We start from the raw sequence: 23,750 nt of genomic DNA, 5'->3' as shown, positions 1-23,750 counted from the left end.
ATTGATTGTCAGAGAATTAACGCCAATAGCCAATCTTGAAACTGGTAGGTCACGTAGTAGCCAATGGTAATGAATGGAACAAATGGAATCCGATTGTCTTTTGGCCATGGGATAATGATCAAATATAGAATGGCACTAACACAAGCAAAACAGGTTGCCCAGAGCATAAAGCTAATTCCAGTCGAGATCCACAGTCCAAATAGGATATCAATATCGCCATTGCCGATCAGCCGTTCTTTTCGATTAAGCCCCTGAAAACATAGGTAAATCACAATTGTGGCAGCCAACTCCCAAAGTGAATGATGAAGGTTGAAGCCACAGGTAATCATGAGCAAAGCGATGCCTAAATGAGGAATTTGTTGGATTTCCAAATCAAACAAGCTTAGGGTGATCAAAATGGACATGATTAACAAAAAGTAGCAGCTTGCTAAATTAATGGGTACCAGTGCAAACATCAGCCCTAAAAGAATTTCGGTTATGATCATTGTGACTGGAATTCTGGCTTTGCAGTATCGGCATTTTCCACCGAGGCTGATGTAACTAATCACCGGGATTAAATCATAGTAGGCGAGTTGGTGCAGACAGGCGGTGCAGTGGGATCGGGGCCGGACAATTGATTCACCAGCCAGGCTGCGCTGAACTATGACGTTAACAAATGATGCAATGCTTGAACCGAGTAAAAATTGTGTTATTATCATCTCGTTACCTCTAATATTTATATACGAGATTTAAATTCAATTTATTTTTTTGGATTTGTTGACACAAATTGTTTGGCATGATAAATTAGACAAGGTGCTTTTTGTGACAGATTCCTGAATAATCAGACATGCTGACTGTTTATGACAAAAAGTGTTGGGCGGTACACATTTATTTTTACATAAAAAAGAACCGCCTGGATGTGTGGACTTACATTGAAAATTTGAAAGGAGAACTTTTTAGATGCCTACAATTAACCAATTGGTCCGTAAAGGACGTCATTCTAGAACTTCAAAATCAAAGTCACCAGCTTTAAACTATGCTTACAATAGTTTTAAGAAGAAGGCTGTTACTGTTCCTGCCCCTCAAAAACGAGGTGTTGCAACTCGTGTTGGTACGATGACACCAAAGAAGCCTAACTCTGCTTTGCGTAAATATGCCCGTGTTCGTTTGTCTAACTTGATCGAAGTTACGGCTTACATCCCAGGTATTGGTCACAACTTGCAAGAGCATAGTGTTGTTTTGATTCGTGGAGGCCGTGTAAAGGATTTACCTGGTGTTCGTTATCACGTTATTCGTGGTGCTCTTGATACTGCCGGTGTTCAAGATCGTCGTCAAGGTCGTTCTAAATACGGTACTAAGAAGCCTAAAGAATAATCTCACTAATGCAATCTAAATATTTAGTTTTATAGAATCATGAGGAGGATAACGAAATGCCTAGAAAAGGAAATGTTCAAAAGCGGGAAGTACTTCCTGACCCAATTTATAACTCAAAATTGGTAACCCGTTTAATCAACCGTTTGATGTTAGACGGTAAGCGTGGAACTGCATCACAAATTTTATATGGTGCATTTGACTTAATTAAGAAAGAAACAAACAACGAACCAGTTGACGTGTTCGAAGAAGCTATGAAGAACGTTATGCCAGTTCTTGAAGTTAAGGCTCGTCGTGTTGGTGGTTCTAACTACCAAGTTCCAATCGAAGTTCGACCAGATCGCCGAACAACTTTGGGCTTACGTTGGATCGTTAACTACGCCCGTTCACGTGGTGAGCATACAATGACTGAACGGCTTGCCCGCGAAATCATGGACGCAGCTAACAACACTGGTGCCGCAGTTAAGAAACGTGAAGATACACATAGAATGGCTGAAGCCAACCGTGCCTTTGCACATTATCGTTGGTAAAATCAGTTTTATTCTCAACAGCTCAAATTAATAAGTGGCTGATTTAGCCACTTTTTGTACGAATCGGAAGGAGTTACACAATGGCTAACACACGAGAATTTCCGCTAGAAAAAACTCGTAATATCGGGATTATGGCCCATATCGATGCTGGTAAGACAACGACGACTGAGCGTATCTTGTACTATACCGGTAAAATTCACAAAATTGGTGAAACCCATGATGGTGCTTCACAAATGGACTGGATGCCCCAAGAACAGGAACGTGGTATTACCATCACGTCTGCTGCTACGACAGCTCAATGGAAAGACCACCGGATCAACATTATTGATACCCCAGGACACGTGGACTTCACTGTTGAAGTTGAACGTTCACTCCGAGTTCTTGATGGTGCGATTGCCGTCCTTGATGCTCAAGCCGGCGTTGAGCCACAAACTGAAACAGTTTGGCGACAAGCATCAGATTACGATGTTCCGCGGATCGTATTTGTTAACAAGATGGATAAAGTTGGCGCTAACTTTGACTTCTCAGTATCATCAATTGCTGATCGGTTGAATGCTAAGCCACTCCCAATCCAGATGCCAATCGGTGCCGAAGATGATTTCGAAGGGGTCATTGACCTGATCGAAATGAAGGCCGATATCTATGATGAAGATAAACTCGGTTCTAACTGGGATACAGTTGATGTTCCAGACGAATACAAGGAAGAAGCTCAGAAACGTCGTGATCAATTAATCGAAACACTTGCTGACGTTGATGATGACATTATGAACAAGTACCTTGAGGGTGAAGAAATTTCGATCCCAGAAATCAAGGCCGCTATTCGTAAAGCAACTTTGAACTTGGAACTGTTCCCAGTATTAGCTGGTTCAGCATTTAAGAACAAGGGTGTTCAGATGTTGATGGATGCAACAATTGATTACTTGCCATCACCATTGGATGTTAAGCCTTATAACGCAACTGATCCTGAGACTGGTGACAAAGTTGAACTAAAAGCAAACGATGATGCCAGTTTTGCTGCTTTGGCATTTAAAGTTGCTACTGATCCATTCGTTGGTCGTTTAACTTACATTCGTGTATATTCTGGAACGCTTGAGTCTGGTTCATACATTTTGAATGCAACTAAAGACAAACGTGAACGGGTTGGTCGTTTACTTCAAATGCATTCAAATCACCGTCAAGAAATTCCTGAAGTATTCTCAGGTGATATTGCGGCTGCCATTGGTTTGAAGAACACCACTACTGGTGATTCATTAACTGATGTTGACCATCCACTTCACTTGGAATCAATGGACTTCCCTGATCCAGTTATCCAAGTTGCCGTTGAACCTAAGACAAAAGCCGATCAAGACAAGATGAACGTTGCTCTTCAGAAGCTTTCAGAAGAGGATCCAACTTTCAAAGCAACAACCAATCCTGAAACTGGTGAAACATTAATCGCCGGAATGGGTGAGTTGCATTTGGATATCATTATTGACCGGATGAAGCGTGAATTCCACGTTGAAGCTACTGTTGGTGCTCCACAAGTTTCATATCGTGAAGCATTTACTAAGCCAACTAAGGCGCAAGGTAAGTTCATTCGTCAGTCTGGTGGTAAAGGTCAATATGGTGACGTTTGGATTGAATTTACCCCTAATGAAGAAGGTAAAGGGTTCGAATTCGAAGATGCCATCGTTGGTGGTGTTGTTCCTCGTGAATACATTCCAGCCGTTGAACAAGGCTTGAAAGAATCATTATCTAATGGTGTCCTTGCCGGATATCCATTGGTTGATTTGAAAGCCAAGTTATACGATGGTAGTTATCATGAAGTCGATTCTAGTGAAGCTGCATTTAAAGTTGCCGCATCACTTGCCCTTCGTAATGCTGCCAAGACCGCTGCCCCTGTAATTTTGGAACCAATCATGAAGGTTGATATTAACGTTCCTGAAGAGTACATGGGTGATATCATGGGTCAAGTTACTGCTAGACGTGGCCGTGTTGAAGGTATGGAAAGCCGAAGTGGCGCTGAAGTGATTCATTCATACGTTCCTTTGGCTGAAATGTTTGGTTATGCAACGACACTTCGTTCTGCATCACAAGGCCGTGGTACATTTACCATGACATTTGATCATTACGAGCCAGTGCCAAAGAGCATTCAAGCAGAAATCATTAAGAAAAATGGCGGCAATCCTGACGCCGAATAATAATGACTAATTAAGGACTAGAGGATTCTAGTTCTTTTTTTGTTGGTTGAAGGATCGGCTAGCTTGCTTCAATTGAAATAAATTTATTTTGAAATGCTAAAATCTATGGTAAAGTTGTATTAGAAAAATTTGTTCTGCAATCGGATAGGTAGATTGGCCACATAAAACCGTTTATCCCACGCATAGTACAGTTCTTAAGGAAATCAAGGGAGCTTTCACTGGCCATACCATTAGTAGACTCCCGAAATTACAATTTGACTGAGGAGACGGCTTACATGTCGTTTCCTAAGGAATTTAATCTGCCCACTTTTTAAATTAATTCGCCAATGCCCTTGTTTTATGGGGCATTTTTTAGTACAATATTTGAGTACTTGTTTTTAGGGATTAGTTTGCCTAAAAATCATTACGTATTAGCTTTGATGTGAAAGGTTGCGACACACCCGGATGCTTTGCCATGGGTTTGGCGGTAATTTTCACGGAGTTAGTCATATTTTCAAAATAGACGAAGGAGGGAATACAATGGCAAAACAAAAAATTCGTATCCGTTTGAAGGCATACGAGCATCGCATCTTAGACCAATCCGCAGACAAGATTGTTGCTACTGCGCAAAGAACTGGAGCTACTATTTCAGGTCCAATTCCATTGCCAACTGATCGTACAATCTACACTGTTTTGGCTTCACCACATAAATTTAAGGATTCACGTGAGCAATTTGAAATCTTGACTCACAAACGTCTAATTGACATTTTAAATCCAACACCTAAGACAGTCGACTCATTAATGAAGCTCGACTTGCCAAGTGGTGTGGATATCGAAATCAAACTATAATAATTACAATATACTGGAGGTGTACTCATGACCAGAAAAGGAATCTTAGGAAAGAAAGTTGGAATGACTCAAGTTTTCACTGATAACGGCGAATTAGTTCCAGTAACTGTCGTTGAAGTGACACCTAATGTCATTATGCAAATCAAGACCGTTGAAAATGACGGTTACGAGGCTGTTCAATTAGGTTATTCTGATAAGCGCGCTGTGCTTACCAACAAACCTGAACAGGGTCATGCAAACAAAGCTAAAACTACTCCTAAGCGCTTCATTAAAGAAATCAAAGATGTTGAGCTGGGAGATTACAAAGTATCTGACGAAGTTAAGGCTGATATTTTTGAACCAGGAGACATCGTTGATGTAACTGGTACGACAAAAGGTCATGGATACCAAGGAAACATTCATAAAGATGGTCAATCACGTGGACCAGAAACTCACGGTTCTCGTTATCACCGTCGTCCAGGTTCTTTAGGTGTTATTATTAACCGAGTTGTTCCTGGTATGAAATTACCCGGAAGAATGGGTAACAAAACAGTAACTATTCAAAACCTTGAAGTTGTCAGCACAGATCTGGACAACAACGTTATCTTAATTAAAGGTAATGTACCTGGTGCCAATAAATCATTCGTTACAATTAGATCAGCTGTTAACGGCGGATCAAAAAAGTAGAAAGGAGGCAACCATAGATGACTGATGTAGCATTGTACAAACAAGATGGAAGCAAGAATGGTACTGTTGCACTTAACGACGGTATCTTCGGCATTGAGCCAAACAACAACGTCGTATTTGACGCAATTGTGATGCAACGTGCTTCTCTTCGCCAAGGAACTCATTCCGTTAAGAACCGTTCTGCAGTTCGTGGTGGAGGTAAGAAACCATGGCGTCAAAAGGGTACTGGTAGAGCTCGTCAAGGTTCTATCCGTTCACCACAGTGGCGTGGCGGTGGAATTGTCTTCGGACCAACTCCACAATCATACTCATACCGTTTGCCTAAGAAAGTATCACGATTGGCATTGAAGTCAGTATTATCTGAAAAAGTTTCAGATGACAAATTGGTTGTAATCGATTCATTATCATTCGATGCACCTAAGACCAAGGACTTTGCTGAGATGTTAGACAAATTAAACGTTTCAACTAAGACATTAGTAGTTTTGGAAGATGACAACGAAAAGGCATTGTTATCAGCACGTAACTTAGAAAATGTAAAGGTTGTTTCTGCTAATGGAATCAACACTTTAGATGTTGCTGATCATGACAAGGTTATCATTACAAAAGCTGCTCTTTCTCAAGTAGAGGAGGTGCTCGCATAATGGAATCACGCGATATTATTTTACGCCCAGTTATTACTGAAGAGACAACCAGTAAGATGGACAATAAGACATACACATTCGATGTTGATTTACGAGCAACCAAGACACAGGTCAAAAAAGCTGTTCAAGACATTTTTGATGTTAAAGTTGTTAAAGTAAACATCATGAACGTAAGAGGAAAATTAAAGCGTCAAGGTAGATATGCCGGTTATACTCGGAAACGCCGTAAGGCCATTGTTACCTTGTCCGCAGATTCAAAAGAAATCGAATTATTCAGTGAAGAATAATTTATAATCTGAAATTAGGAGGGAAACGTTGTGGCCATTAAAACATATAAGCCAACCAGTAACGGTCGACGCAATATGACAAGCTTGGACTACAGTGGCATTACTAAAACTAAGCCAGAGAAGTCCTTACTTGAATCAAAAAGCAAAACAGCCGGTCGTAATAACTACGGTCGAATGACTGTTCGTCACCGTGGTGGTGGAAACAAGAACCAATATCGTATCATCGATTTTAAACGTATCAAAGATAATGTTGAAGCGACTGTCAAAGCGATTGAATATGATCCTAATCGGACCGCCAATATTGCTTTATTAGTCTATGAAGATGGTGTTAAGTCATACATCATTGCTCCTAAGGGATTGAAAGTTGGAGACAAGGTTGAATCTGGTCCTGATGCAGATATCAAGGCTGGTAATGCATTACCACTTTCAAACATTCCTGTAGGTTCAATCATCCATAATATTGAAATCAAGCCTGGTAAGGGTGGTCAGCTTGCTCGTTCAGCTGGTGCATCTGCACAATTGCTTGGTCGTGATGGTAAATACTCATTGGTTCGCCTTTCATCAGGTGAAGTTCGTTTGGTTCTTAGCACAAACCGTGCTTCTATCGGTTCTGTTGGAAACGAAGAACATGAATTGATCAACGTTGGTAAAGCTGGTCGAACACGTTATAAGGGTCAACGCCCACATGTTCGTGGATCAGTTATGAACCCTAACGATCACCCTCATGGTGGTGGTGAAGGTAAAGCACCAGTTGGTCTTCCATCACCATTATCACCATGGGGTAAGAAGACAGTTGGTAAGAAGACCCGTTCCAAGAAGGCACGTTCAAACAAATTTATTGTACGTCGTCGTAAGGGTTCAAAGATGTAATTTGATCCACTAAAAAGAACTAATACTGAAACAGAGGAGGTTGCAAAATGAGTCGTAGTTTGAAAAAAGGACCATTTGCCGATGAGTACTTACTTAAAAAAGTAGATGCTCAGAAGGATCAAGACAAAAAGTCTGTTATTAAGACATGGTCACGTCGTTCAACGATTTTCCCAAGCTTCATTGGATATACATTTGCTGTTTATGATGGACGGAAACACGTCCCAGTTTATATTCAAGAAGACATGGTAGGCCATAAGCTTGGAGAATTTGTTCCAACCCGGACATTCCATGGGCATAATACTGACGATAAGAAGACTGTTTAAAGCAAGGAGGATAACAAATGGCTGAACAAGTTACATCAGCAAAAGCAACTGCTAAAACTGTTCGCATTGCCGCACGAAAGGTCCGTCTTGTAGTTGATCTTATCAGAGGCAAGAGCGTTGCCGAAGCCGCCGCAATCTTAGATTTCACACCACGCGGTGCTTCTCCAGTGGTTTCAAAAGTACTTAAATCTGCTGTTGCAAATGCAGAAAACAATTTTGATTTAGATAGCGAAAACTTATTTGTTAGTGAAGCCTTCGTTAATGAAGGGGCAACTCTTAAGCGGTTCCGTCCACGTGCTAAGGGTTCTGCATCACCAATCAATAAGCGAACTAGTCACATTACAATCGTTGTATCTGAAAAAGAGGAGGGGTAACGCGTGGGTAATAAGGTAAATCCTAATGGTTTACGAGTTGGAATCATTCGCGATTGGGAAGCAAAATGGTACGCAGGCAAGAACTATGCTGCATATCTTCGTGAAGATTTACAAATCCGTAAATATATAGAGAAACGTCTTGCTAGCGCGTCAGTTTCTACTGTTGAAATTGAACGTGCCGCAAATCGCGTTAATGTTTCGATTCACACTGCTAAACCAGGAATGGTTATTGGTAAGGGTGGACAAGAAGTAGAGAATCTTCGTAAAGAACTCAATGACTTAACTGGCAAGCGAGTTCACATCAACATCATCGAAATCAAGAAGCCTGATTTGGATGCTAAGTTGGTTGGTGAAAACATTGCTCGCCAATTGGAAGGCCGTGTTGCATTCCGTCGTGCAATGCGTCAATCAATGCAACGAACAATGCGTGCCGGTGCTCAAGGTATTAAGACTCAGGTTTCTGGACGTCTTAATGGTGCTGATATGGCTCGAGTTGAGAGTTATTCTGATGGAACTGTTCCATTGCATACTTTAAGAGCAGATATTGACTACTCATGGGTTGAAGCTTTTACTACTTATGGTTCCATTGGTGTAAAGACTTGGATCTATCGTGGTGAGATTCTCCCTGAAAAGCCAAAGAACAGTAAAGCTGATAAAGGAGGGAAATAAACATGTTAGTACCTAAACGTGTAAAGCATCGTCGTGAACATCGTGGCAAGCTTCGCGGAGCCGCTAAGGGTGGCAAAACGGTTACTTTCGGTGACTACGGTTTACAAGCACTTGATTCACATTGGATCACAAACCGTCAAATCGAAGCATGTCGTGTGGCGATGACTCGTCATATGAAGCGTGGAGGAAGAGTTTGGATTAAGATTTTCCCTCACAAGTCATATACTGAAAAAGGTGTCGGAGTTCGAATGGGTAATGGTAAAGGTACACCAGCAGGCTGGGTATCACCAGTTAAGCGTGGTAAAGTATTGTTTGAAATTGGCGGCGTTGATAAAGCAACCGCTCATGAAGCATTACGCCTTGCATCAAACAAACTTCCTGTTCGTACTAAGATCATAGAACGTGAGGAAGTAGGTGGCGAATCAAATGAAGGCTAAAGATATTAATGAGTTAACCACTGCTCAAATGATTGATAAAGAAAAAGATTATAAAGATGAACTGTTCAATCTTCGTTTCCAATTAGCCACTGGTCAGTTGGAAAACACTGCGCGATTAAAGCAAGTTCGTAAAAACATTGCGCGGATCAAGACTGCACTTCGTCAACAAGAATTAAACAAGTAGAATACGATAAGGGAGGTATAATTAATGGCTGAAGAACGCAACGAGCGTAAAGTTTATCAGGGACGTGTTGTTTCTGACAAGAGTAACAAGACCATCACGGTTGAAGTTTCAACATACAAAACTCACCCACGTTATGGCAAACGTATTCGTTACTCAAAGAAATTCACTGCTCATGATGAAAACAATGAAGCTAAAACCGGCGACACAGTTGAAATTATGGAAACTCGTCCATTGTCTAAGACAAAACGTTTCCGTCTAATCAAAATTGTTGAAAAAGCGGTTATCATTTAACTTAAATTAATTATCGTATTCTATTTTAACGACGAAGGGAGGATATACCTGTGATTCAACAAGAAAGTCGATTAAAAGTTGCCGACAACTCAGGTGCAAGAGAATTGCTTACTATCAAAGTTTTAGGTGGCTCAACTAGAAGGTATGCCGGAATCGGCGATACCATCGTTGCTACTGTAAAACAAGCAACACCAGGTGGCGTTGTCAAAAAGGGTGATGTTGTTAAAGCCGTTGTTGTACGTACAAAGTCAGTTACTCGTCGTACAGATGGTTCTTACATTCGATTTGACGAAAATGCTGCCGTTTTGATTCGTGATGACAAGAGTCCCCAAGGCACTCGTATCTTTGGCCCGGTTGCTCGTGAATTACGTGATAACAACTTCATGAAGATTGTTTCATTAGCTCCAGAAGTACTTTAATAACAACCAGGATATAAGGAGGTGCCGCAGATGTTCATTAAAACTGGTGACAAAGTTCGTGTTATTAGTGGTAAGGACAAAGGTAAGGAAGGGACAGTTACTAAGACTATCGCTTCAAAAGACCGTGTGATTGTTGAAGGTATCAACAAAGTTAAAAAGCATACCAAAGCTTCTTCTACCAACCCTCAAGGTGGGATTGTAGACGCTGAAGCACCAATCCACGTTTCAAATGTGATGTTAATTGATCCATCTACCAACGAACCAACTCGTATTGGGATCAAAGTTGAAGATGGCAAAAAAGTACGTTACTCAAAGAAATCGCAAAAAGCGATTGATTAACTTTTAACGAAAGGAGGATACCCTTTAAATGTCAAGTCGTTTACGAGAAAAATTCAATTCTGAAATTACCCCACACATGATGGATAAGTTCAGTTATAAATCAGTTATGCAAGCTCCAAAGCTTGATAAGATTGTTTTAAACATGGGTGTTGGTGATGCTGTTACTAACGCTAAGAATCTTGATGAAGCCGTTGCTGAATTAGCACTTATTTCAGGTCAAAAGCCTTTGATTACAAAAGCAAAGAAATCAATTGCCGGCTTTAGATTGCGTGAAGGTAATGCAATTGGTGCCAAAGTAACACTCCGTGGAGATCGGATGTATGACTTCTTGGATAAATTAATTAACGTTTCACTACCACGTGTTCGTGACTTCCATGGTGTAAGTAGCCGTGCTTTTGATGGTCGCGGAAACTACACACTGGGTGTTCGTGAACAATTAATTTTCCCTGAAATTGATTATGATAATGTTAACCGTGTCAGAGGTATGGACATTGTAATCGTAACTACAGCAAATACCGATGAAGAATCACATGAATTGTTGGCTCAATTCGGTATGCCATTTGCTAGATAATTGAGGAGGTTTCACATTGGCTAAAAAATCATTAATTGTAAAAAGTGAACGCCCTGCAAAGTTCTCAACACAAAATTACACACGTTGTGAGCGCTGTGGACGACCTCGTTCAGTATACAAGAAATTTCATTTATGCCGTCTTTGCATCCGTGAACTTGCCCACAAGGGTCAAATTCCTGGCATGAAGAAAGCTAGTTGGTAATATATTAAAAAGGAGGTTGTGCGCTGATGTCTATGACTGATCCAATTGCAGACTTTTTAACTCGCATCCGTAATGCGAACATGGTTTACCATGAAACAGTTGAAGTTCCTGCATCAAAAATCAAACGAGACATCGCTGAAATTCTCAAACGTGAGGGTTTTGTACGCGATGTTGAATATATCGAAGATGACAAGCAAGGCGTTATCCGGGTTTTCCTGAAATATGGAAAGGACAAACAACGTGTCATTACTGGCTTGAAGCGAATTTCAAAGCCAGGCTTGCGTTCATACGTGAAAGCAGATGCTGTTCCTAAGGTTTTAAATGGTCTTGGAATTGCAATTATTTCAACATCAAACGGTGTTATTACTGATAAGCAGGCACGCGCCCAGAAAATTGGCGGCGAAGTGTTAGCATACGTTTGGTAATAAATTCATTCAAATTGGAGGTGTGATAGATGAGTCGTATTGGTTATAAAACTGTTGTTTTGCCAAAGGGTGTTGAAGTTAAAACTGACGGAGACACAGTAACTGTTAAGGGTTCCAAGGGTACTTTATCTCGTGAGATGTCACCAGAAATCAAGATGAACGTCAAAGACAATGAAGTAAACTTCGAACCAATTGGCGACTACAATGACAAGGTCCGTGCCTTGCATGGAACATCCCGTGCCAACTTCAACAACATGGTTGAAGGGGTTACAAACGGATTCAAGAAAACATTGAAGCTTGTCGGTGTTGGATACCGTGCTCAACTTAAAGGCAAAACTTTAACATTGAATGTTGGTTATTCAAACCCAGTTGAAATGAAAGTTCCCGATGACATTACACTTGAAGTTCCTGATAATACTACTATTCATATTAGTGGTATTAGCAAACAACATGTCGGTGACTTTGCTGCATCTGTTCGTGCCGTTCGTTCACCTGAACCATATAAAGGTAAAGGTATTCGTTACGAAAACGAACATATTATTCGTAAGGAAGGTAAGACTGGTAAGTAATTTATCAGCCTAATAAAATTTTGAGGTGACTATTGTGATTTCTAAACCAGATAAAAATAAGAGTCGGAAACGTCGTCATAACCGTGTCCGCAACAAAATTTCTGGTACTGCCGAGTGCCCACGCTTGAATGTTTATCGTTCTAATACAAACATCTACGCTCAAGTAATTGATGACGTAGCGGGTGTAACGCTTGTTAGTGCCTCAACACTAGATTCTGCAATCAGTGATGGAAACAAGACTGAACAAGCAGCCAGTGTTGGTAAATTAGTAGCTCAACGTGCAAGCGAAAAGAATATCAAAAAGGTTGTTTTTGATCGTGGTGGCTATTTGTATCATGGTCGTGTTCAAGCTCTTGCCGATGCAGCCCGTGAAAATGGACTGGAATTCTAATAAAGGAGGAATAACCGCACATGAAGAAATTTATTGATCCAGAAAAGTTAGAGCTTGAAGACAACGTTGTATCAATCAACCGGATCACTAAAGTTGTTAAAGGTGGACGTCGTCTTCGTTTCGCTGCTTTGGTAGTTGTCGGAGACAAGCACGGACATGTTGGTTTTGGAACTGGTAAAGCACAAGAAGTTCCTGAAGCAATTCGTAAAGCAGTTGAAGCAGCTCGTAAAAACTTGATTGAGGTTCCGATTGTTGGTACAACAATTCCTCACGAAGTTTTAGGAACTTTCGGTGGTGGCCGTATTATGTTGAAGCCCGCTGAAGAAGGTTCTGGAGTTGCAGCTGGTGGCGCCGTTCGTTCCGTGATGGAATTAGCTGGCGTCGATGATGTTACTAGTAAACGATTGGGTTCAAATACTCCTATCAACGTTATCCGAGCAACATTCCAAGGCTTGGTTGAATTGAAGAGTGCTGAAGAAGTTTCAGCTCTACGTGGTGTTTCAACTCAACATTTAGCTGAATAAGGAGGGTGTTTTAAATGGCTCAATTAAAAATTACTTTAAAACGTAGCGTAACTCACCGCCTCCCAAAGCAACGTAAAATTGTGAAGGCACTTGGCCTCGGCCGAGTTAATAGTACCGTTGTCAAACCAGATAACGAATCTATTCGTGGGGCTTTGTTCCAAATCGCTCACTTAATTGAAGTAGAACAAGTTAAAGACTAAATAAATTTGTAAGGAGGTGCCAATTTCATGAAATTGCATGAATTGAAGGCTGCAGAAGGTTCTCGTTCATTACGTACTCGTAAGGGTCGCGGTCGTTCAGCAGGTAAAGGTAAAACTGCTGGTCGTGGACAAAAAGGACAAAAAGCTCGTGGAAAGACTCGTGTAGGATTTGAAGGTGGACAAATGCCATTATATCGTCGAACTCCAAAGCGTGGTTTTAACAACATCAACCGTAAAGAATATGCAGTTGTTAATGTTGCTAAACTTGAAACTTTCGATGATGGTACTGAAGTAACACCTGAATTACTTCAAACTTCTGGAATCGTTAAGAATGCCAAATCTGGTATTAAGGTTCTTGGTGATGGTGAACTTACTAAAAAATTAACCGTTAAGGCTAATAAATTTTCGAAAGCTGCACAATCCGTTATTGAAAATGCGGGCGGTAAAATCGAGGTGGTTTAATGCTCTCGACTTTGGCAAGTGCGTTCAAAGTTAAAGAAATTAGAAACAAAATCCTTTTTACGCTTTTTGTTTTGGTAATATTCCGACTAGGGGCATACATAACTGTTCCCGGTATTAACGCGAAAGCACTTCAATCGGTTGCTTCTTCAGGACTAGTTAGTATTCTGAATACATTTAGTGGTGGTGGGCTCACGAACTATTCCATCTTCGCGATGGGAGTTTCACCGTACATCACTGCTCAAATTATTATTCAATTACTTCAAATGGATATTGTTCCTAGATACGTTGAGTGGGGAAAACAAGGAGAAGTTGGTCGACGAAAGTTGAATCAACATACTCGTTACTTAACGGTTATCCTTGCTTTCTTCCAATCAGTTGGAATTACAGCTGGATTTAATCAATTAAGTAGTTTGAACTTAGTGAATAACCCAAGTATCAAAACATTTGTTATTATTGGTTTAATTTTAACAGGTGGAACAATGTTAACCACATGGATGGGTGACATGATTACCGAACGAGGGATTGGAAATGGAATTTCCATGATCATCTTTGCTGGTATCGTTGCCCGAATTCCAGTTGGATTACAGTCATTGTGGCAACAATATTTTGTTGGAGTCACCGGTTCTGATTTATGGCAACCAATCCTGTTTGCCATTGCCCTTCTAATTATTGTATTGGTGATTGTTACATTCGTTACTTGGGTCCAACAGGCTGAGCGACGAGTACCAATTCAATATACTCGAAGAGTTTCAGGATCACCTGACAGCAGTTATCTTCCTTTGAAGGTTAACGTTGCTGGTGTTATTCCAGTTATTTTTGCAAGTTCATTTATTGCAACTCCACAAACAATTCTGATGGCATTTACAAATAACTATTCGACCGCCACTTGGTTCCAAATATTAAACAACGTGTTTAATATGCAGACACCGACCGGGGCCGCATTCTATACCATCTTGATTATTATGTTCACTTTCTTCTATGCGTTTGTTCAAGTTAACCCAGAAAAACTTTCTGAGAACTTGCAGAAACAGGGAAGTTATATTCCAGGGGTTTGGCCCGGACATGAAACCCAATCATATGTTTCGGATCTGTTAATGAAATTAAGTACTGTTGGTGCTTTATTCCTAGGAGTTGTTTCATTGATTCCGTTAATCGCGCAAAATCTCTGGAATTTGGATGAATCAATCGGACTTGGTGGAACTAGTTTACTAATCGTTGTTGGTGTTGCAATCGAAACAATTCGTCAAATTCGTGGATTAATGATGAAACGTGAGTATGTTGGTTTCATTCATGGACCACGGCCAACTGATGAATAATTGATCGCAAGATTTTAATCAACGAGGAGGAGTTACAGAATGTCATTGAATTTAATTTTAATGGGATTGCCTGGTGCAGGTAAAGGTACTCAAGCACAATATATTGTTGATAAATATAAGATTCCGCATATTTCTACTGGTGATATGTTCCGAGAAGCGATTTCTAACGGAACACCTCTTGGACTTAAAGCAAAAGAATATACGGATAAGGGAAACCTTGTACCAGACGAAGTGACAAATGGAATTGTTAAGGAACGATTGGCCGAAGATGATACCAAGCCTGGCTTTCTGTTAGATGGTTATCCACGAACTTTAGAGCAAGCGGATGCATTAGCTAAGATGACAGAAGATTTAGGCAAGCCATTGTCTGCGGTTGTTAACATTGATGTTGACCCTAAGCTGTTAACTGATCGGTTAACTGGCAGATTCATTTGTAAGAACTGTGGTGCAACTTATCATAAGTTGTATCATATGCCAAAAGTTACAGGAACTTGCGACGTTTGTGGTGGTCATGAATTCTATCAACGTGAAGACGATAAGCCTGAGGCCGTTAAGACTCGACTTCAAGTTAACATCAAGATGAATACACCATTGATTTCATATTATAAAGACCGCAATTTACTGCACAACGTTGATGGAAGTAAATCTATCGACGATGTTTGGCAAAATGTTGACAAAATTCTTAGCTCTCTTTAATTGCTATTCATAAGGTGTTGAGACGATTAGATTGATGAAATATGTTGAATGTGGTAGACTATCAAAGGTTTGTCAAGTTAATTTATTTAATTCAATCTAAATTTAACATTGGAGGTGTTATTGAGTGGCTAAAGATAATGTTATTGAAGTTGAAGGAAAAGTGGTTGAAACATTGCCAAACGCGATGTTTCGTGTCGAACTTGAAAACGGACACGAAATTCTAGCTCATGTTTCCGGGAAAATTCGGATGCATTACATTCGAATCCTTCCTGGTGACAAAGTTACTGTTGAAATGTCTCCTTACGATCTGAGTAAGGGTAGAATCACTTATCGATTTAAGTAATTCTTGTCTTCATCATTTTTCGAGGAGGATTAAAAATGAAAGTACGACCATCAGTAAAACCAATGTGTGAACATTGTAAAGTTATCAAACGAAAAGGCCGAGTAATGATTATTTGCTCAGCAAATCCAAAGCATAAACAACGCCAAGGTAAATAAACATAAACAGGAGGTGTATGCTCAATGGCTCGTATTGCCGGAATTGATTTACCCCGTGATAAGCGAATTGTCATCGGACTAACATATATATTTGGTATCGGCACGACGACTTCCCAAAAGATTCTTGCTCAAGCAGGTGTCTCAGAAGACGTCCGTGTTCGTGATTTAACACCAGACCAAGAAGACAAAATCCGTGAGATTGTTAGTAATCTAAAAATTGAAGGTGACTTACGTCGTGAAGTAAGTATGAACATCAAACGCCTTCAAGAAATTGGTTCATATCGTGGAATGCGTCACCGTCGTGGTTTGCCTGTTCGTGGTCAACATACTAAGAACAATGCCCGCACTAGAAAAGGCAGCAAAGTTGCCGCAGGCAGAAGAAAATAATAAATAAAGGAGGTCATCTGTTTTTATGGTAAACAAAAAGACAAGTCGCAAGCGCCGGGCTAAAAAGAATATTGCGTCAGGTATTGCACATATTCACTCAACCTTCAACAATACTTTAGTTATGATTACTGACGCCCAAGGAAACGCTGTTTCTTGGTCATCAGCTGGTGCATTGGGCTTCCGTGGAAGTCGTAAGTCAACTCCATTTGCCGCTCAAATGGCTGCTGAAGCAGCTGCAAAGGCTTCAATGGAACATGGAATGAAATCCGTTGAAGTAGCTGTTAAAGGACCAGGTTCTGGTCGTGAAGCTGCTATTCGTGCACTTCAAGCTACTGGTTTGGAAGTCACTGCTATTCGTGATGTTACTCCGGTACCTCACAATGGATCTCGTCCTCCAAAGCGTCGTCGAGTTTAATTAGAGACATTCAATATAGTGAAGTTTATTTTGTTTGAGTATATTGATATTTTGCATGTAGACTCACGCGTTTTGAAAGGGGTTAATGATAAGAATGATTGAATTTGAAAAGCCTAACATTCATAAGATAGAAGAGACTAAGAACTACGGTGAAGTTGTCGTAGAGCCACTGGAACGTGGTTATGGAACTACCCTCGGTAATTCTTTGCGACGAACTTTATTGTCATCACTCCCCGGGGCTGCTGTTACCAGTATCCAGATTGATGATGTTCTGCATGAATTTTCAACTATTAAGGGAGTAGTTGAAGATGTTACTCAAATTATCTTGAATGTTAAGAAAATTTCTTTGAAATTAGATGGGCCAGAAGATGAAGAAGAGAATCTAGAGATCGACGTCATTGGTCCTGCTGATGTTACTGCCGGTGATATTCAAGGTGATAGCGATGTGACGGTCTTAAATCCTGACTTGCACATTGCTACAGTCGCTGATGGGGCTACATTCCATATGCGATTAACTGCCAACAAGGGTCGCGGCTATGTTTCTGCTGTTGAAAACAAGAAGCGTAGTTCAGAGATGCCTATTGGAGTGCTTCCGGTCGATTCAATTTATACCCCAATCGAACGTGTCAACTATCAAGTTGAAAGCACTCGGGTTGGACAACGTGATGATTTTGATAAGCTGACTTTGGATGTTTGGACTGATGGTTCAATCACACCAAGCGAGGCCGTTAGTTTAGCAGCCAAGATTTTAACTGAACATCTTGAAATGTTCGTTGATTTGACTGATGAAGCTAAAAATACCGAAATCATGGTTGAAAAAGAAGAGACCCACAAGGAAAAGATGCTGGAAATGACAATTGAGGAATTTGACTTATCCGTTCGTTCATACAATTGTTTGAAACGTGCCGGCATTAACACTGTTCAAGAACTGACTGAAAAGACCGAAGCTGATATGATGAAAGTTCGTAACTTAGGTCGTAAGTCACTTGAAGAGGTCAAAGAAAAATTAGCTGCATTAGGCCTTTCACTTCGTAAAGAAGACTAACAAATAAAAAAGGAGGACATCTAAATTATGAGTTATCGGAAATTACAACGTAGTAGCGAACATCGTCGTTCATTGCTTCGGAATTTGACAACTGACTTGATCATTCATGGTCAGATTGTGACCACTGAAGCCAAAGCCAAGGAAGTTCGTTCAACTACCGATAAGATGATTTCACTTGGTAAGCGCGGTGATTTACACGCTCGTCGACAAGCTGCCGCATTCATTCGGGATGTTGTTGCAGATGTTAAAGAAGATGGTGATGATATTACCGTTACTACTGCTTTGCAAAAAGTATTCGGCGACTTAGCTACTAAGTATGCTGATCGTAATGGTGGTTACACTAGAATCTTAAAGACTATGCCTCGTCGCGGTGACGGTGCTCCAATGGTTATCCTTGAATTGGTTGACTAATCGTCTTTAATTCAATCACATATTTTCACGAGAATCACTCAGGTTATTGGTATAGAACGTTATGATGGTGGATCTTATTCCTAGTCTAGTTTGAATGTGAGACTTGTCTCATGCACTGATTTCCTGTAAGTGATTTTTTTGTACATAAATTCAGCCTATTGCGCGTTTAAATGAGGAATTTATCCATGAAAGATATCATTCAAGTAAAAAACATTTCATTTAATTATGCTGACCAACCATTATTATTTGATAATTTGTCATTGAATGTCCACGAAGGTGAATGGCTAGCGCTGATCGGTCAAAATGGGAGTGGCAAGAGTACTCTGGCAAGATTGATCGATGGCTTGAACGTTTTAAAACAAGGGCAGATTATAGTGGACGGTTTATTAGTGAATGACGAAAATATTCTTGATATTCGCAATAAAATTGGAATGGTCTTTCAGAATCCAGAAGATCAATTTGTCGGGGCCACTGTCGAAGATGACGTTGCCTTTGGACTCGAAAATCGTCAGGTTGATCGGGAGCAAATGCATCATATTGTTGAGAGAAGTCTCAAAAATGTGAATATGTGGGATTTTAGAGACCGAATCCCTGCTAACTTATCAGGTGGGCAAAAGCAGCGAGTCGCAATTGCCGGAATTGTTGCTTTGAGTCCCCAAATAATTATTCTTGATGAAGCAACCAGTATGTTAGATCCGCGAGGGCGACAAGATATTTTGAATCTGGTGCGTGAGATCAAAGCAAAAAATCATTTAACGGTTATCTCAATTACCCACGATATTGACGAAGCTGCTGGTGCGGACCGGGTTGTGGTGATTAATCACGGTAAAAAGATTGATGAAGATGTTCCAGACAAGATATTTGCGAATACTGAACAATTGGAACAAATTGGGTTAGATGCCCCATACACATCCCAACTCATTGCAGCCTTAAAAGGAAAAGGTGTCAATCTGAATCAGCAATATCTTGATAGCGAGAGGTTAATAGCATGGATAAAGCAATTAGTTTCGAACAAGTAACCCACACATACCAAGCAAATACCCCATATGCACAAAATGCGTTGGCTGATGTTTCCTTAGTCATTCCGAATAATTCATTTACGGCTATCATCGGTCATACAGGGAGTGGCAAATCGACCCTTGTTCAACATATCAATGCCCTGCTAAAGCCCACCAAAGGAAGCGTTCAAGTACTAGGTAAGGTAATCACATCAGCTACGACAAACAAGAATCTAAAAGCGTTTCGTCAGCATGTTGGCATGGTTTTTCAATTCCCTGAAAAACAACTTTTTGAGGAAACGGTTATTAAAGATATCATGTTTGGCCCTAAAAACTACGGTGTCAGTGATGCTGATGCCCAGCAGGCAGCCAAATCGGCAATGAAGCTTGTTGGTTTGGATGAATCTTTGGCTGAAAAATCGCCATTTGATCTTTCTGGGGGTCAGATGAGGCGGGTGGCAATCGCTGGGGTCCTTGCTATGAAGCCGGAAATTCTCATTCTTGACGAACCGACTGCCGGGTTAGATCCCCGGGGCCATAAAGAGATTATGGATTTAGCTCAACAATTGCATGACAAAGATCAAATGACGATCATTTTGGTGACCCATCAAATGGATGATGTAGTGAACTACGCATCTCAGGTTGTTGTGATGGACGAAGGAAAAATTGTCAAAACCGGTACAGCTGCCGAAATCTTTGCTGATCCGGGATGGGTTTATAAAATGCAACTTAATTTACCTAGCAGTGCGGAATTTGCCCAAAAATTGGTTGACTCAGGTGTTCCAATCGGCAAATTGCCACTGACAATTGATCAGCTCGCCACTAAAATTTCACAATTGGTGGCTGAAGGAGCGGATACGGATGAATAATTTCTTATTTGGCAGATATTTACCAGGAAATTCCTGGGTTCATCAAATGAGCCCGCAGTCAAAGCTGATGTTGAGCTTTTATTTTGTGATTGTGATATTCTTTGCTAATAATTTGGCTTCCTACGCTGCCTTAGCAGCATTAATTGCAATTGTGATTTTGTTGTCTGGCGTTTCAATCCTCTTTTTTCTTAAAGGAATTCGGCCGTTGATTTGGTTGATTATTTTTACTGTAGCGCTCCAAATCCTATTTAGTGCTGGTGGAACAGTTCTCTGGAAATGGGGACCATTTTCGGTCACAAATTTAAGCTTGATTAACGGTGGCTTTATTTTTATCCGCTTTTTGCTGATCATTATGATTTCCACAGTTTTAACGTTGACGACAACTCCATTAGCAATTGCGGATGGGGTGCAGACAGTATTAAAGCCACTCAAGAAAGTAAAGTTTCCTGTTGATACGCTGGCACTCATGCTGTCGATTGCCTTACGGTTTGTGCCAACGCTGATGGATGAAATGGAAACGATTCTGAACGCTCAGCGGTCGCGTGGCGTTGATTTTGGTTCAGGAAGCTTAAAGCATCGAGTTCAAGCAGCCGTTCCGCTATTAGTCCCGTTATTTACTGGGGCAATCAATCACGCGGAGAATCTGTCGACGGCAATGGAAGCCAGGGGTTTTTCGGATAGCGAACACAGGAGTAAGTATCGAATTTATCGGTGGCAGTTAAAGGACACGGTTAGTTGGCTCGTCTTTCTGCTGGTCGGTGGGTTAGTATTATATCTACGAAAATAGTTGGGGTGATGATCATCCGTTATAAAGTAACGGTCAAGTATGATGGCACGCTTTTTAGTGGTTTTCAAAGGCAGCCTGGCAAACGAACAATTGAAGGGGTATTGACAAAAAAAGTGAATCTAATGGCCAAAAATCCTGATCCGCCAATTGTGGTCTATGGATCTGGGCGAACTGATTCAGGTGTTCATGCATTTGGGCAGGTGGTCCATTTTGACTTTCCATATAATCTACCGACTGAGGCCATTTATCGTGGATTAAACAGCATGTTACCCCTGGATATGGAAATTATGAAAGTCGAAAAGGTAGCACCGGATTTTCACGCCCGCTATGATGTATCCGGTAAACGATATTTTTATCGAGTGGATTTAGGCGAATTTTTGGATCCGTTTAAACGTAACTATACGGGTCACTGGAAGTTTCCAATTGATTTCAACCGGGTCACCGAAGCATTACCTGATTTCCTTGGCGAACATGATTTTTCTAGTTTTGTTGCCTCTGGCTCGACTGCCAAATCCAATGTTCGATCGATTTATGAAGCAACTGGGAAACTGGATGAGGCTGCCAATGAACTTCAGTTAGAGTTTTACGGCAATGGCTTCCTCTATAACATGGTTCGGATCATGGTGGGGGTAATTGTCGAGATTGGATCGAATAGACGCCCTGAACATGATATACGGCGCTTATACGAGGTCAAAGATCGAAACCAGGCACGGCTAACGATGCCCGCCTCTGGTTTATATCTTAAAAAGGTTTACTACGAGGGTGAAGATCCGGCTCACCCAACAAAATTATCCACTCGGCCCCGATAATCACAAAACTGATTGACTTTTAGTGGAATAATTTGTATTATGTTAGTTGGTATTGTTTGCCCCACGATAAGCCCCGGAATCTTATTTGGTGTCGAACAAACACAGGAACATGGAGGAATATAACGTGCGTACAACATATATGGCAAAACCTGGTGAAGTAGAACGTAAATGGTACGTTGTTGATGCAGATGGCGTTTCTTTAGGACGTCTTTCATCAGTAGTCGCATCAATTCTACGAGGCAAGAATAAGCCTACTTTTACCCCTAACGTCGATACAGGGGACAATGTAATCCTAATTAACGCAAGTAAAGTGAAATTGACTGGTCATAAGGATACTCGAAAGATCTATTATCATCACTCACGCTTTATTGGCGGCTTGAAGCAAAAATCAGCTGGAGAATTTCGTGAGAAGAACCCAGAAAAATTGATCGAAACTTCAGTTAAAGGAATGCTTCCTCATGGAACATTAGGTCATAAAATTGGTTTGAAGTTACATGTCTATGCAGGTCCTGAACATGATCACCAAGCTCAAAAGCCGGAAGCATTTGACATCACTAACCTAATTTAAGGAGGAACTCGCATTGGCTCAAGTACAATATAGCGGCACAGGCCGTCGTAAAGATTCAGTTGCTCGGGTACGTTTGGTACCAGGAACTGGAAAAATTATCATGAATGACAAAGCAATCGAAGATTATATTCCTTTTGCTAACTTACGTGAAGTTGTTGTGCAACCATTTAATGTTACTGAAACTTTAGGTAACTATGATACCTTGGTTAACGTTAATGGTGGTGGATTCTCTGGTCAAGCTGGCGCAACTCGTCATGGTATTGCACGTGCATTACTTGCAGTTGACCCAGATTTCCGTGGACCTTTGAAGCGTGCAGGATTATTAACCCGTGACGCTCGTATGAAGGAACGTAAGAAGCCAGGTCTTAAGAAAGCTCGTAAGGCTTCGCAATTTTCAAAGCGTTAAAATTCAAATTGTTACTTTCAAAACACTTCTTCTCGGAAGTGTTTTTTTGTAATCTGAAGTTTATGTTAAACTTTGTTCTCAAACGACTCGAAGCGTCGCCAATCTACTAGAATGAAACTTGTTATTGTATAATAAACGCAATAAATTTAAAGGAGCGGAACCATGCCAAAAACAAAGAATACTTTGAGGCTTAATTTATTGGCGATGTTTATTGCAATTATCATTCTTCAGACGTCGATCCCGTTGATTGGATATATTCCAATTGGTCCCTTAAGCATTACGATTATCCCGACGACGGTTGTCATTGCCACTATCCTCTTAGGAACGACAGATGGGGCAATTATTGGCGGTGTCTGGGGATTTATTACGTTTGTTCGGGCCTACATCTGGCCAACCAGCCCATTAGCGACAATTGTATTTGTTAACCCGATTGTTTCGGTTTTCCCAAGAATTATGATTGGTTTGGTTGCGGGTTGGGCATATACGGCATTGAGAAGACGATTCAAAAATCAATCGTTAAGCGTTTCGATCGCGGCTATTTTAGGATCAATCACAAATACGGTTTTGGTTTTAGGGCTGATTTATGTCTTTTATAAAGCAAAGGCGCCTCAGCTGTATCAGATTAATATGGAAAAGTTACTCCCGTATTTGATTGGCGTTGTTGGAACCAATGGTGTCCCAGAAGCGATTTTTAGTGGGATTGTGACCCCGTTAATTGCTGTTCCGTTAAGTCGAGTCATTAAACGCCGACAGTGAGTAATCAGGTCCGTTCCAAAAAAGCGTGCGAAGATGAAAAAGGGGCTGCAACAAAAC

The 23,750-nt window shown here is 40.8% G+C and carries 40 protein-coding genes; 39 read left to right on the top strand and 1 reads right to left on the bottom strand.

From position 1 onward, the window contains the following. Positions 1-8: 8 nt before the first annotated feature. Positions 9-698, bottom strand: coding sequence for a prepilin peptidase (locus tag FD12_RS11290; protein WP_054747209.1), 690 nt, complete (start codon positions 696-698; stop codon positions 9-11). Positions 699-939: 241 nt separating this feature from the next. Between FD12_RS11290 and rpsL the strand changes: the two genes are divergently transcribed. The 39 genes from rpsL to FD12_RS11100 all read left to right on the top strand — a co-directional run bounded on the left by rpsL (position 940) and on the right by FD12_RS11100 (position 23,693). Further along, positions 940-1,353 carry a 30S ribosomal protein S12 gene (rpsL, locus tag FD12_RS11285; RefSeq protein WP_054747207.1) on the top strand — a complete coding sequence of 138 codons (414 nt, stop codon included), beginning with the start codon at positions 940-942 and terminating at the stop codon, positions 1,351-1,353. Positions 1,354-1,409: 56 nt separating this feature from the next. Beyond that, positions 1,410-1,880 carry a 30S ribosomal protein S7 gene (rpsG, locus tag FD12_RS11280; RefSeq protein ID WP_008855807.1) on the top strand — a complete coding sequence of 157 codons (471 nt, stop codon included), beginning with the start codon at positions 1,410-1,412 and terminating at the stop codon, positions 1,878-1,880. Positions 1,881-1,960: 80 nt separating this feature from the next. Then, positions 1,961-4,060, top strand: a complete 2,100-nt coding sequence (fusA, locus tag FD12_RS11275; RefSeq protein ID WP_054747205.1) for an elongation factor G — start codon at positions 1,961-1,963, stop codon at positions 4,058-4,060. 519 nt (positions 4,061-4,579) lie between these two features. Then, positions 4,580-4,888: a 30S ribosomal protein S10 gene (gene rpsJ, locus FD12_RS11270; protein ID WP_013728505.1), complete on the top strand. Its 309-nt coding sequence runs from the start codon at positions 4,580-4,582 to the stop codon at positions 4,886-4,888. Positions 4,889-4,915: 27 nt separating this feature from the next. After that, positions 4,916-5,554, top strand: coding sequence for a 50S ribosomal protein L3 (rplC, locus tag FD12_RS11265; RefSeq protein WP_054747202.1), 639 nt, complete (start codon positions 4,916-4,918; stop codon positions 5,552-5,554). Positions 5,555-5,571: 17 nt separating this feature from the next. Continuing rightward, positions 5,572-6,195, top strand: coding sequence for a 50S ribosomal protein L4 (gene rplD, locus FD12_RS11260; protein ID WP_054747200.1), 624 nt, complete (start codon positions 5,572-5,574; stop codon positions 6,193-6,195). Further along, complete coding sequence (gene rplW / locus FD12_RS11255) at positions 6,195-6,482, top strand: 50S ribosomal protein L23 (protein WP_056983218.1); 288 nt, start codon at positions 6,195-6,197, stop codon at positions 6,480-6,482. Before rplD ends, rplW begins: the two co-directional genes overlap by 1 nt. Positions 6,483-6,512: 30 nt before the next feature. Continuing rightward, on the top strand, positions 6,513-7,352 hold the full coding sequence (rplB, locus tag FD12_RS11250; RefSeq protein ID WP_082622250.1) for a 50S ribosomal protein L2: 840 nt from the start codon (positions 6,513-6,515) through the stop codon (positions 7,350-7,352). A gap of 47 nt (positions 7,353-7,399) precedes the next feature. Next, complete coding sequence (rpsS, locus tag FD12_RS11245) at positions 7,400-7,675, top strand: 30S ribosomal protein S19 (protein ID WP_056983216.1); 276 nt, start codon at positions 7,400-7,402, stop codon at positions 7,673-7,675. A gap of 17 nt (positions 7,676-7,692) precedes the next feature. Beyond that, a complete protein-coding gene (rplV, locus tag FD12_RS11240; protein WP_054747196.1) occupies positions 7,693-8,049 on the top strand; it encodes a 50S ribosomal protein L22 in 357 nt (118 codons plus the stop codon). A gap of 3 nt (positions 8,050-8,052) precedes the next feature. After that, the gene (rpsC, locus tag FD12_RS11235; protein ID WP_054747194.1) at positions 8,053-8,718 is read left to right on the top strand and encodes a 30S ribosomal protein S3; all 666 of its coding nucleotides are present in this window, start codon (positions 8,053-8,055) and stop codon (positions 8,716-8,718) included. 2 nt (positions 8,719-8,720) lie between these two features. Continuing rightward, a complete protein-coding gene (gene rplP / locus FD12_RS11230; protein WP_054747192.1) occupies positions 8,721-9,155 on the top strand; it encodes a 50S ribosomal protein L16 in 435 nt (144 codons plus the stop codon). Next, positions 9,145-9,339 carry a 50S ribosomal protein L29 gene (rpmC, locus tag FD12_RS11225; protein WP_008211818.1) on the top strand — a complete coding sequence of 65 codons (195 nt, stop codon included), beginning with the start codon at positions 9,145-9,147 and terminating at the stop codon, positions 9,337-9,339. Before rplP ends, rpmC begins: the two co-directional genes overlap by 11 nt. Before the next feature lie 24 nt (positions 9,340-9,363). After that, positions 9,364-9,630, top strand: a complete 267-nt coding sequence (rpsQ, locus tag FD12_RS11220; protein WP_054747189.1) for a 30S ribosomal protein S17 — start codon at positions 9,364-9,366, stop codon at positions 9,628-9,630. Positions 9,631-9,680: 50 nt separating this feature from the next. Beyond that, positions 9,681-10,049 carry a 50S ribosomal protein L14 gene (rplN, locus tag FD12_RS11215; RefSeq protein WP_054747187.1) on the top strand — a complete coding sequence of 123 codons (369 nt, stop codon included), beginning with the start codon at positions 9,681-9,683 and terminating at the stop codon, positions 10,047-10,049. 30 nt (positions 10,050-10,079) lie between these two features. Beyond that, positions 10,080-10,388 (top strand): 50S ribosomal protein L24, encoded by a 309-nt coding sequence (gene rplX / locus FD12_RS11210; RefSeq protein ID WP_008855792.1) that lies wholly within the window; start codon positions 10,080-10,082, stop codon positions 10,386-10,388. Between the two features lie 28 nt (positions 10,389-10,416). Continuing rightward, a complete protein-coding gene (gene rplE / locus FD12_RS11205) occupies positions 10,417-10,959 on the top strand; it encodes a 50S ribosomal protein L5 (protein WP_054747184.1) in 543 nt (180 codons plus the stop codon). A gap of 16 nt (positions 10,960-10,975) precedes the next feature. Continuing rightward, positions 10,976-11,161, top strand: coding sequence for a type Z 30S ribosomal protein S14 (locus FD12_RS13685; RefSeq protein WP_003635667.1), 186 nt, complete (start codon positions 10,976-10,978; stop codon positions 11,159-11,161). A 26-nt stretch (positions 11,162-11,187) separates the two neighbouring features. Beyond that, the gene (rpsH, locus tag FD12_RS11200) at positions 11,188-11,586 is read left to right on the top strand and encodes a 30S ribosomal protein S8 (protein ID WP_008855790.1); all 399 of its coding nucleotides are present in this window, start codon (positions 11,188-11,190) and stop codon (positions 11,584-11,586) included. A 29-nt stretch (positions 11,587-11,615) separates the two neighbouring features. Further along, positions 11,616-12,155: a 50S ribosomal protein L6 gene (rplF, locus tag FD12_RS11195; protein WP_054747182.1), complete on the top strand. Its 540-nt coding sequence runs from the start codon at positions 11,616-11,618 to the stop codon at positions 12,153-12,155. 34 nt (positions 12,156-12,189) lie between these two features. Then, entirely contained in the window at positions 12,190-12,546 is a 357-nt protein-coding gene (gene rplR / locus FD12_RS11190; RefSeq protein WP_082622249.1) for a 50S ribosomal protein L18, read from the top strand. A gap of 20 nt (positions 12,547-12,566) precedes the next feature. Beyond that, complete coding sequence (rpsE, locus tag FD12_RS11185; protein ID WP_008855787.1) at positions 12,567-13,070, top strand: 30S ribosomal protein S5; 504 nt, start codon at positions 12,567-12,569, stop codon at positions 13,068-13,070. Positions 13,071-13,084: 14 nt separating this feature from the next. Continuing rightward, positions 13,085-13,270, top strand: a complete 186-nt coding sequence (gene rpmD, locus FD12_RS11180; RefSeq protein WP_013728487.1) for a 50S ribosomal protein L30 — start codon at positions 13,085-13,087, stop codon at positions 13,268-13,270. A gap of 27 nt (positions 13,271-13,297) precedes the next feature. Next, positions 13,298-13,732 carry a 50S ribosomal protein L15 gene (rplO, locus tag FD12_RS11175; RefSeq protein WP_054747178.1) on the top strand — a complete coding sequence of 145 codons (435 nt, stop codon included), beginning with the start codon at positions 13,298-13,300 and terminating at the stop codon, positions 13,730-13,732. Then, positions 13,732-15,048: a preprotein translocase subunit SecY gene (secY, locus tag FD12_RS11170; RefSeq protein ID WP_056983214.1), complete on the top strand. Its 1,317-nt coding sequence runs from the start codon at positions 13,732-13,734 to the stop codon at positions 15,046-15,048. Before rplO ends, secY begins: the two co-directional genes overlap by 1 nt. Before the next feature lie 45 nt (positions 15,049-15,093). Beyond that, the gene (locus FD12_RS11165; protein WP_283805106.1) at positions 15,094-15,744 is read left to right on the top strand and encodes an adenylate kinase; all 651 of its coding nucleotides are present in this window, start codon (positions 15,094-15,096) and stop codon (positions 15,742-15,744) included. Positions 15,745-15,868: 124 nt separating this feature from the next. Beyond that, positions 15,869-16,087, top strand: a complete 219-nt coding sequence (gene infA / locus FD12_RS11160; RefSeq protein ID WP_008855782.1) for a translation initiation factor IF-1 — start codon at positions 15,869-15,871, stop codon at positions 16,085-16,087. A gap of 35 nt (positions 16,088-16,122) precedes the next feature. Then, complete coding sequence (gene rpmJ / locus FD12_RS11155) at positions 16,123-16,242, top strand: 50S ribosomal protein L36 (RefSeq protein ID WP_008855781.1); 120 nt, start codon at positions 16,123-16,125, stop codon at positions 16,240-16,242. A 24-nt stretch (positions 16,243-16,266) separates the two neighbouring features. Next, positions 16,267-16,629: a 30S ribosomal protein S13 gene (rpsM, locus tag FD12_RS11150; RefSeq protein WP_054747174.1), complete on the top strand. Its 363-nt coding sequence runs from the start codon at positions 16,267-16,269 to the stop codon at positions 16,627-16,629. Positions 16,630-16,654: 25 nt separating this feature from the next. After that, positions 16,655-17,044: a 30S ribosomal protein S11 gene (gene rpsK, locus FD12_RS11145; protein ID WP_054747173.1), complete on the top strand. Its 390-nt coding sequence runs from the start codon at positions 16,655-16,657 to the stop codon at positions 17,042-17,044. A 94-nt stretch (positions 17,045-17,138) separates the two neighbouring features. Beyond that, positions 17,139-18,089, top strand: a complete 951-nt coding sequence (locus FD12_RS11140; RefSeq protein ID WP_054747170.1) for a DNA-directed RNA polymerase subunit alpha — start codon at positions 17,139-17,141, stop codon at positions 18,087-18,089. Between the two features lie 27 nt (positions 18,090-18,116). Further along, the gene (gene rplQ, locus FD12_RS11135) at positions 18,117-18,500 is read left to right on the top strand and encodes a 50S ribosomal protein L17 (RefSeq protein WP_054747168.1); all 384 of its coding nucleotides are present in this window, start codon (positions 18,117-18,119) and stop codon (positions 18,498-18,500) included. A 185-nt stretch (positions 18,501-18,685) separates the two neighbouring features. Further along, positions 18,686-19,519 (top strand): energy-coupling factor transporter ATPase, encoded by an 834-nt coding sequence (locus FD12_RS11130; RefSeq protein ID WP_054747166.1) that lies wholly within the window; start codon positions 18,686-18,688, stop codon positions 19,517-19,519. Then, positions 19,489-20,367: an energy-coupling factor ABC transporter ATP-binding protein gene (locus FD12_RS11125; RefSeq protein WP_054747165.1), complete on the top strand. Its 879-nt coding sequence runs from the start codon at positions 19,489-19,491 to the stop codon at positions 20,365-20,367. The genes FD12_RS11130 and FD12_RS11125 overlap by 31 nt, the downstream gene beginning before the upstream one ends. After that, positions 20,360-21,154 carry an energy-coupling factor transporter transmembrane component T family protein gene (locus FD12_RS11120; protein ID WP_056983211.1) on the top strand — a complete coding sequence of 265 codons (795 nt, stop codon included), beginning with the start codon at positions 20,360-20,362 and terminating at the stop codon, positions 21,152-21,154. The genes FD12_RS11125 and FD12_RS11120 overlap by 8 nt, the downstream gene beginning before the upstream one ends. An 11-nt stretch (positions 21,155-21,165) precedes the next feature. After that, entirely contained in the window at positions 21,166-21,963 is a 798-nt protein-coding gene (truA, locus tag FD12_RS11115) for a tRNA pseudouridine(38-40) synthase TruA (protein WP_056983260.1), read from the top strand. A 124-nt stretch (positions 21,964-22,087) separates the two neighbouring features. Further along, positions 22,088-22,531 (top strand): 50S ribosomal protein L13, encoded by a 444-nt coding sequence (gene rplM / locus FD12_RS11110; RefSeq protein ID WP_056983210.1) that lies wholly within the window; start codon positions 22,088-22,090, stop codon positions 22,529-22,531. Positions 22,532-22,544: 13 nt separating this feature from the next. Beyond that, positions 22,545-22,937 carry a 30S ribosomal protein S9 gene (rpsI, locus tag FD12_RS11105; RefSeq protein WP_008855771.1) on the top strand — a complete coding sequence of 131 codons (393 nt, stop codon included), beginning with the start codon at positions 22,545-22,547 and terminating at the stop codon, positions 22,935-22,937. 162 nt (positions 22,938-23,099) lie between these two features. Then, positions 23,100-23,693 carry an ECF transporter S component gene (locus tag FD12_RS11100; protein WP_056983208.1) on the top strand — a complete coding sequence of 198 codons (594 nt, stop codon included), beginning with the start codon at positions 23,100-23,102 and terminating at the stop codon, positions 23,691-23,693. Positions 23,694-23,750: the final 57 nt, after the last annotated feature.

The organism is Lentilactobacillus rapi DSM 19907 = JCM 15042, assembly GCF_001436255.1.
Lineage (GTDB): Bacteria > Bacillota > Bacilli > Lactobacillales > Lactobacillaceae > Lentilactobacillus > Lentilactobacillus rapi.
This window is presented reverse-complemented; position numbering and strand designations above follow the sequence as displayed.

What these genes read in the sequence shown, in the direction of transcription:
- FD12_RS11290 (WP_054747209.1), bottom strand. Translation starts at nt 698, where the DNA reads ATGATAATAACACAATTTTTACTCGGTTCAAGCATTGCATCATTTGTT.
- rpsL (WP_054747207.1), top strand. Translation starts at nt 940, where the DNA reads ATGCCTACAATTAACCAATTGGTCCGTAAAGGACGTCATTCTAGAACT.
- rpsG (WP_008855807.1), top strand. Translation starts at nt 1,410, where the DNA reads ATGCCTAGAAAAGGAAATGTTCAAAAGCGGGAAGTACTTCCTGACCCA.
- fusA (WP_054747205.1), top strand. Translation starts at nt 1,961, where the DNA reads ATGGCTAACACACGAGAATTTCCGCTAGAAAAAACTCGTAATATCGGG.
- rpsJ (WP_013728505.1), top strand. Translation starts at nt 4,580, where the DNA reads ATGGCAAAACAAAAAATTCGTATCCGTTTGAAGGCATACGAGCATCGC.
- rplC (WP_054747202.1), top strand. Translation starts at nt 4,916, where the DNA reads ATGACCAGAAAAGGAATCTTAGGAAAGAAAGTTGGAATGACTCAAGTT.
- rplD (WP_054747200.1), top strand. Translation starts at nt 5,572, where the DNA reads ATGACTGATGTAGCATTGTACAAACAAGATGGAAGCAAGAATGGTACT.
- rplW (WP_056983218.1), top strand. Translation starts at nt 6,195, where the DNA reads ATGGAATCACGCGATATTATTTTACGCCCAGTTATTACTGAAGAGACA.
- rpsS (WP_056983216.1), top strand. Translation starts at nt 7,400, where the DNA reads ATGAGTCGTAGTTTGAAAAAAGGACCATTTGCCGATGAGTACTTACTT.
- rplV (WP_054747196.1), top strand. Translation starts at nt 7,693, where the DNA reads ATGGCTGAACAAGTTACATCAGCAAAAGCAACTGCTAAAACTGTTCGC.
- rplP (WP_054747192.1), top strand. Translation starts at nt 8,721, where the DNA reads ATGTTAGTACCTAAACGTGTAAAGCATCGTCGTGAACATCGTGGCAAG.
- rpmC (WP_008211818.1), top strand. Translation starts at nt 9,145, where the DNA reads ATGAAGGCTAAAGATATTAATGAGTTAACCACTGCTCAAATGATTGAT.
- rpsQ (WP_054747189.1), top strand. Translation starts at nt 9,364, where the DNA reads ATGGCTGAAGAACGCAACGAGCGTAAAGTTTATCAGGGACGTGTTGTT.
- rplX (WP_008855792.1), top strand. Translation starts at nt 10,080, where the DNA reads ATGTTCATTAAAACTGGTGACAAAGTTCGTGTTATTAGTGGTAAGGAC.
- rplE (WP_054747184.1), top strand. Translation starts at nt 10,417, where the DNA reads ATGTCAAGTCGTTTACGAGAAAAATTCAATTCTGAAATTACCCCACAC.
- rpsH (WP_008855790.1), top strand. Translation starts at nt 11,188, where the DNA reads ATGTCTATGACTGATCCAATTGCAGACTTTTTAACTCGCATCCGTAAT.
- rplF (WP_054747182.1), top strand. Translation starts at nt 11,616, where the DNA reads ATGAGTCGTATTGGTTATAAAACTGTTGTTTTGCCAAAGGGTGTTGAA.
- rpsE (WP_008855787.1), top strand. Translation starts at nt 12,567, where the DNA reads ATGAAGAAATTTATTGATCCAGAAAAGTTAGAGCTTGAAGACAACGTT.
- rpmD (WP_013728487.1), top strand. Translation starts at nt 13,085, where the DNA reads ATGGCTCAATTAAAAATTACTTTAAAACGTAGCGTAACTCACCGCCTC.
- rplO (WP_054747178.1), top strand. Translation starts at nt 13,298, where the DNA reads ATGAAATTGCATGAATTGAAGGCTGCAGAAGGTTCTCGTTCATTACGT.
- secY (WP_056983214.1), top strand. Translation starts at nt 13,732, where the DNA reads ATGCTCTCGACTTTGGCAAGTGCGTTCAAAGTTAAAGAAATTAGAAAC.
- rpmJ (WP_008855781.1), top strand. Translation starts at nt 16,123, where the DNA reads ATGAAAGTACGACCATCAGTAAAACCAATGTGTGAACATTGTAAAGTT.
- rpsM (WP_054747174.1), top strand. Translation starts at nt 16,267, where the DNA reads ATGGCTCGTATTGCCGGAATTGATTTACCCCGTGATAAGCGAATTGTC.
- rpsK (WP_054747173.1), top strand. Translation starts at nt 16,655, where the DNA reads ATGGTAAACAAAAAGACAAGTCGCAAGCGCCGGGCTAAAAAGAATATT.
- FD12_RS11140 (WP_054747170.1), top strand. Translation starts at nt 17,139, where the DNA reads ATGATTGAATTTGAAAAGCCTAACATTCATAAGATAGAAGAGACTAAG.
- rplQ (WP_054747168.1), top strand. Translation starts at nt 18,117, where the DNA reads ATGAGTTATCGGAAATTACAACGTAGTAGCGAACATCGTCGTTCATTG.
- FD12_RS11130 (WP_054747166.1), top strand. Translation starts at nt 18,686, where the DNA reads ATGAAAGATATCATTCAAGTAAAAAACATTTCATTTAATTATGCTGAC.
- FD12_RS11125 (WP_054747165.1), top strand. Translation starts at nt 19,489, where the DNA reads ATGGATAAAGCAATTAGTTTCGAACAAGTAACCCACACATACCAAGCA.
- FD12_RS11120 (WP_056983211.1), top strand. Translation starts at nt 20,360, where the DNA reads ATGAATAATTTCTTATTTGGCAGATATTTACCAGGAAATTCCTGGGTT.
- FD12_RS11100 (WP_056983208.1), top strand. Translation starts at nt 23,100, where the DNA reads ATGCCAAAAACAAAGAATACTTTGAGGCTTAATTTATTGGCGATGTTT.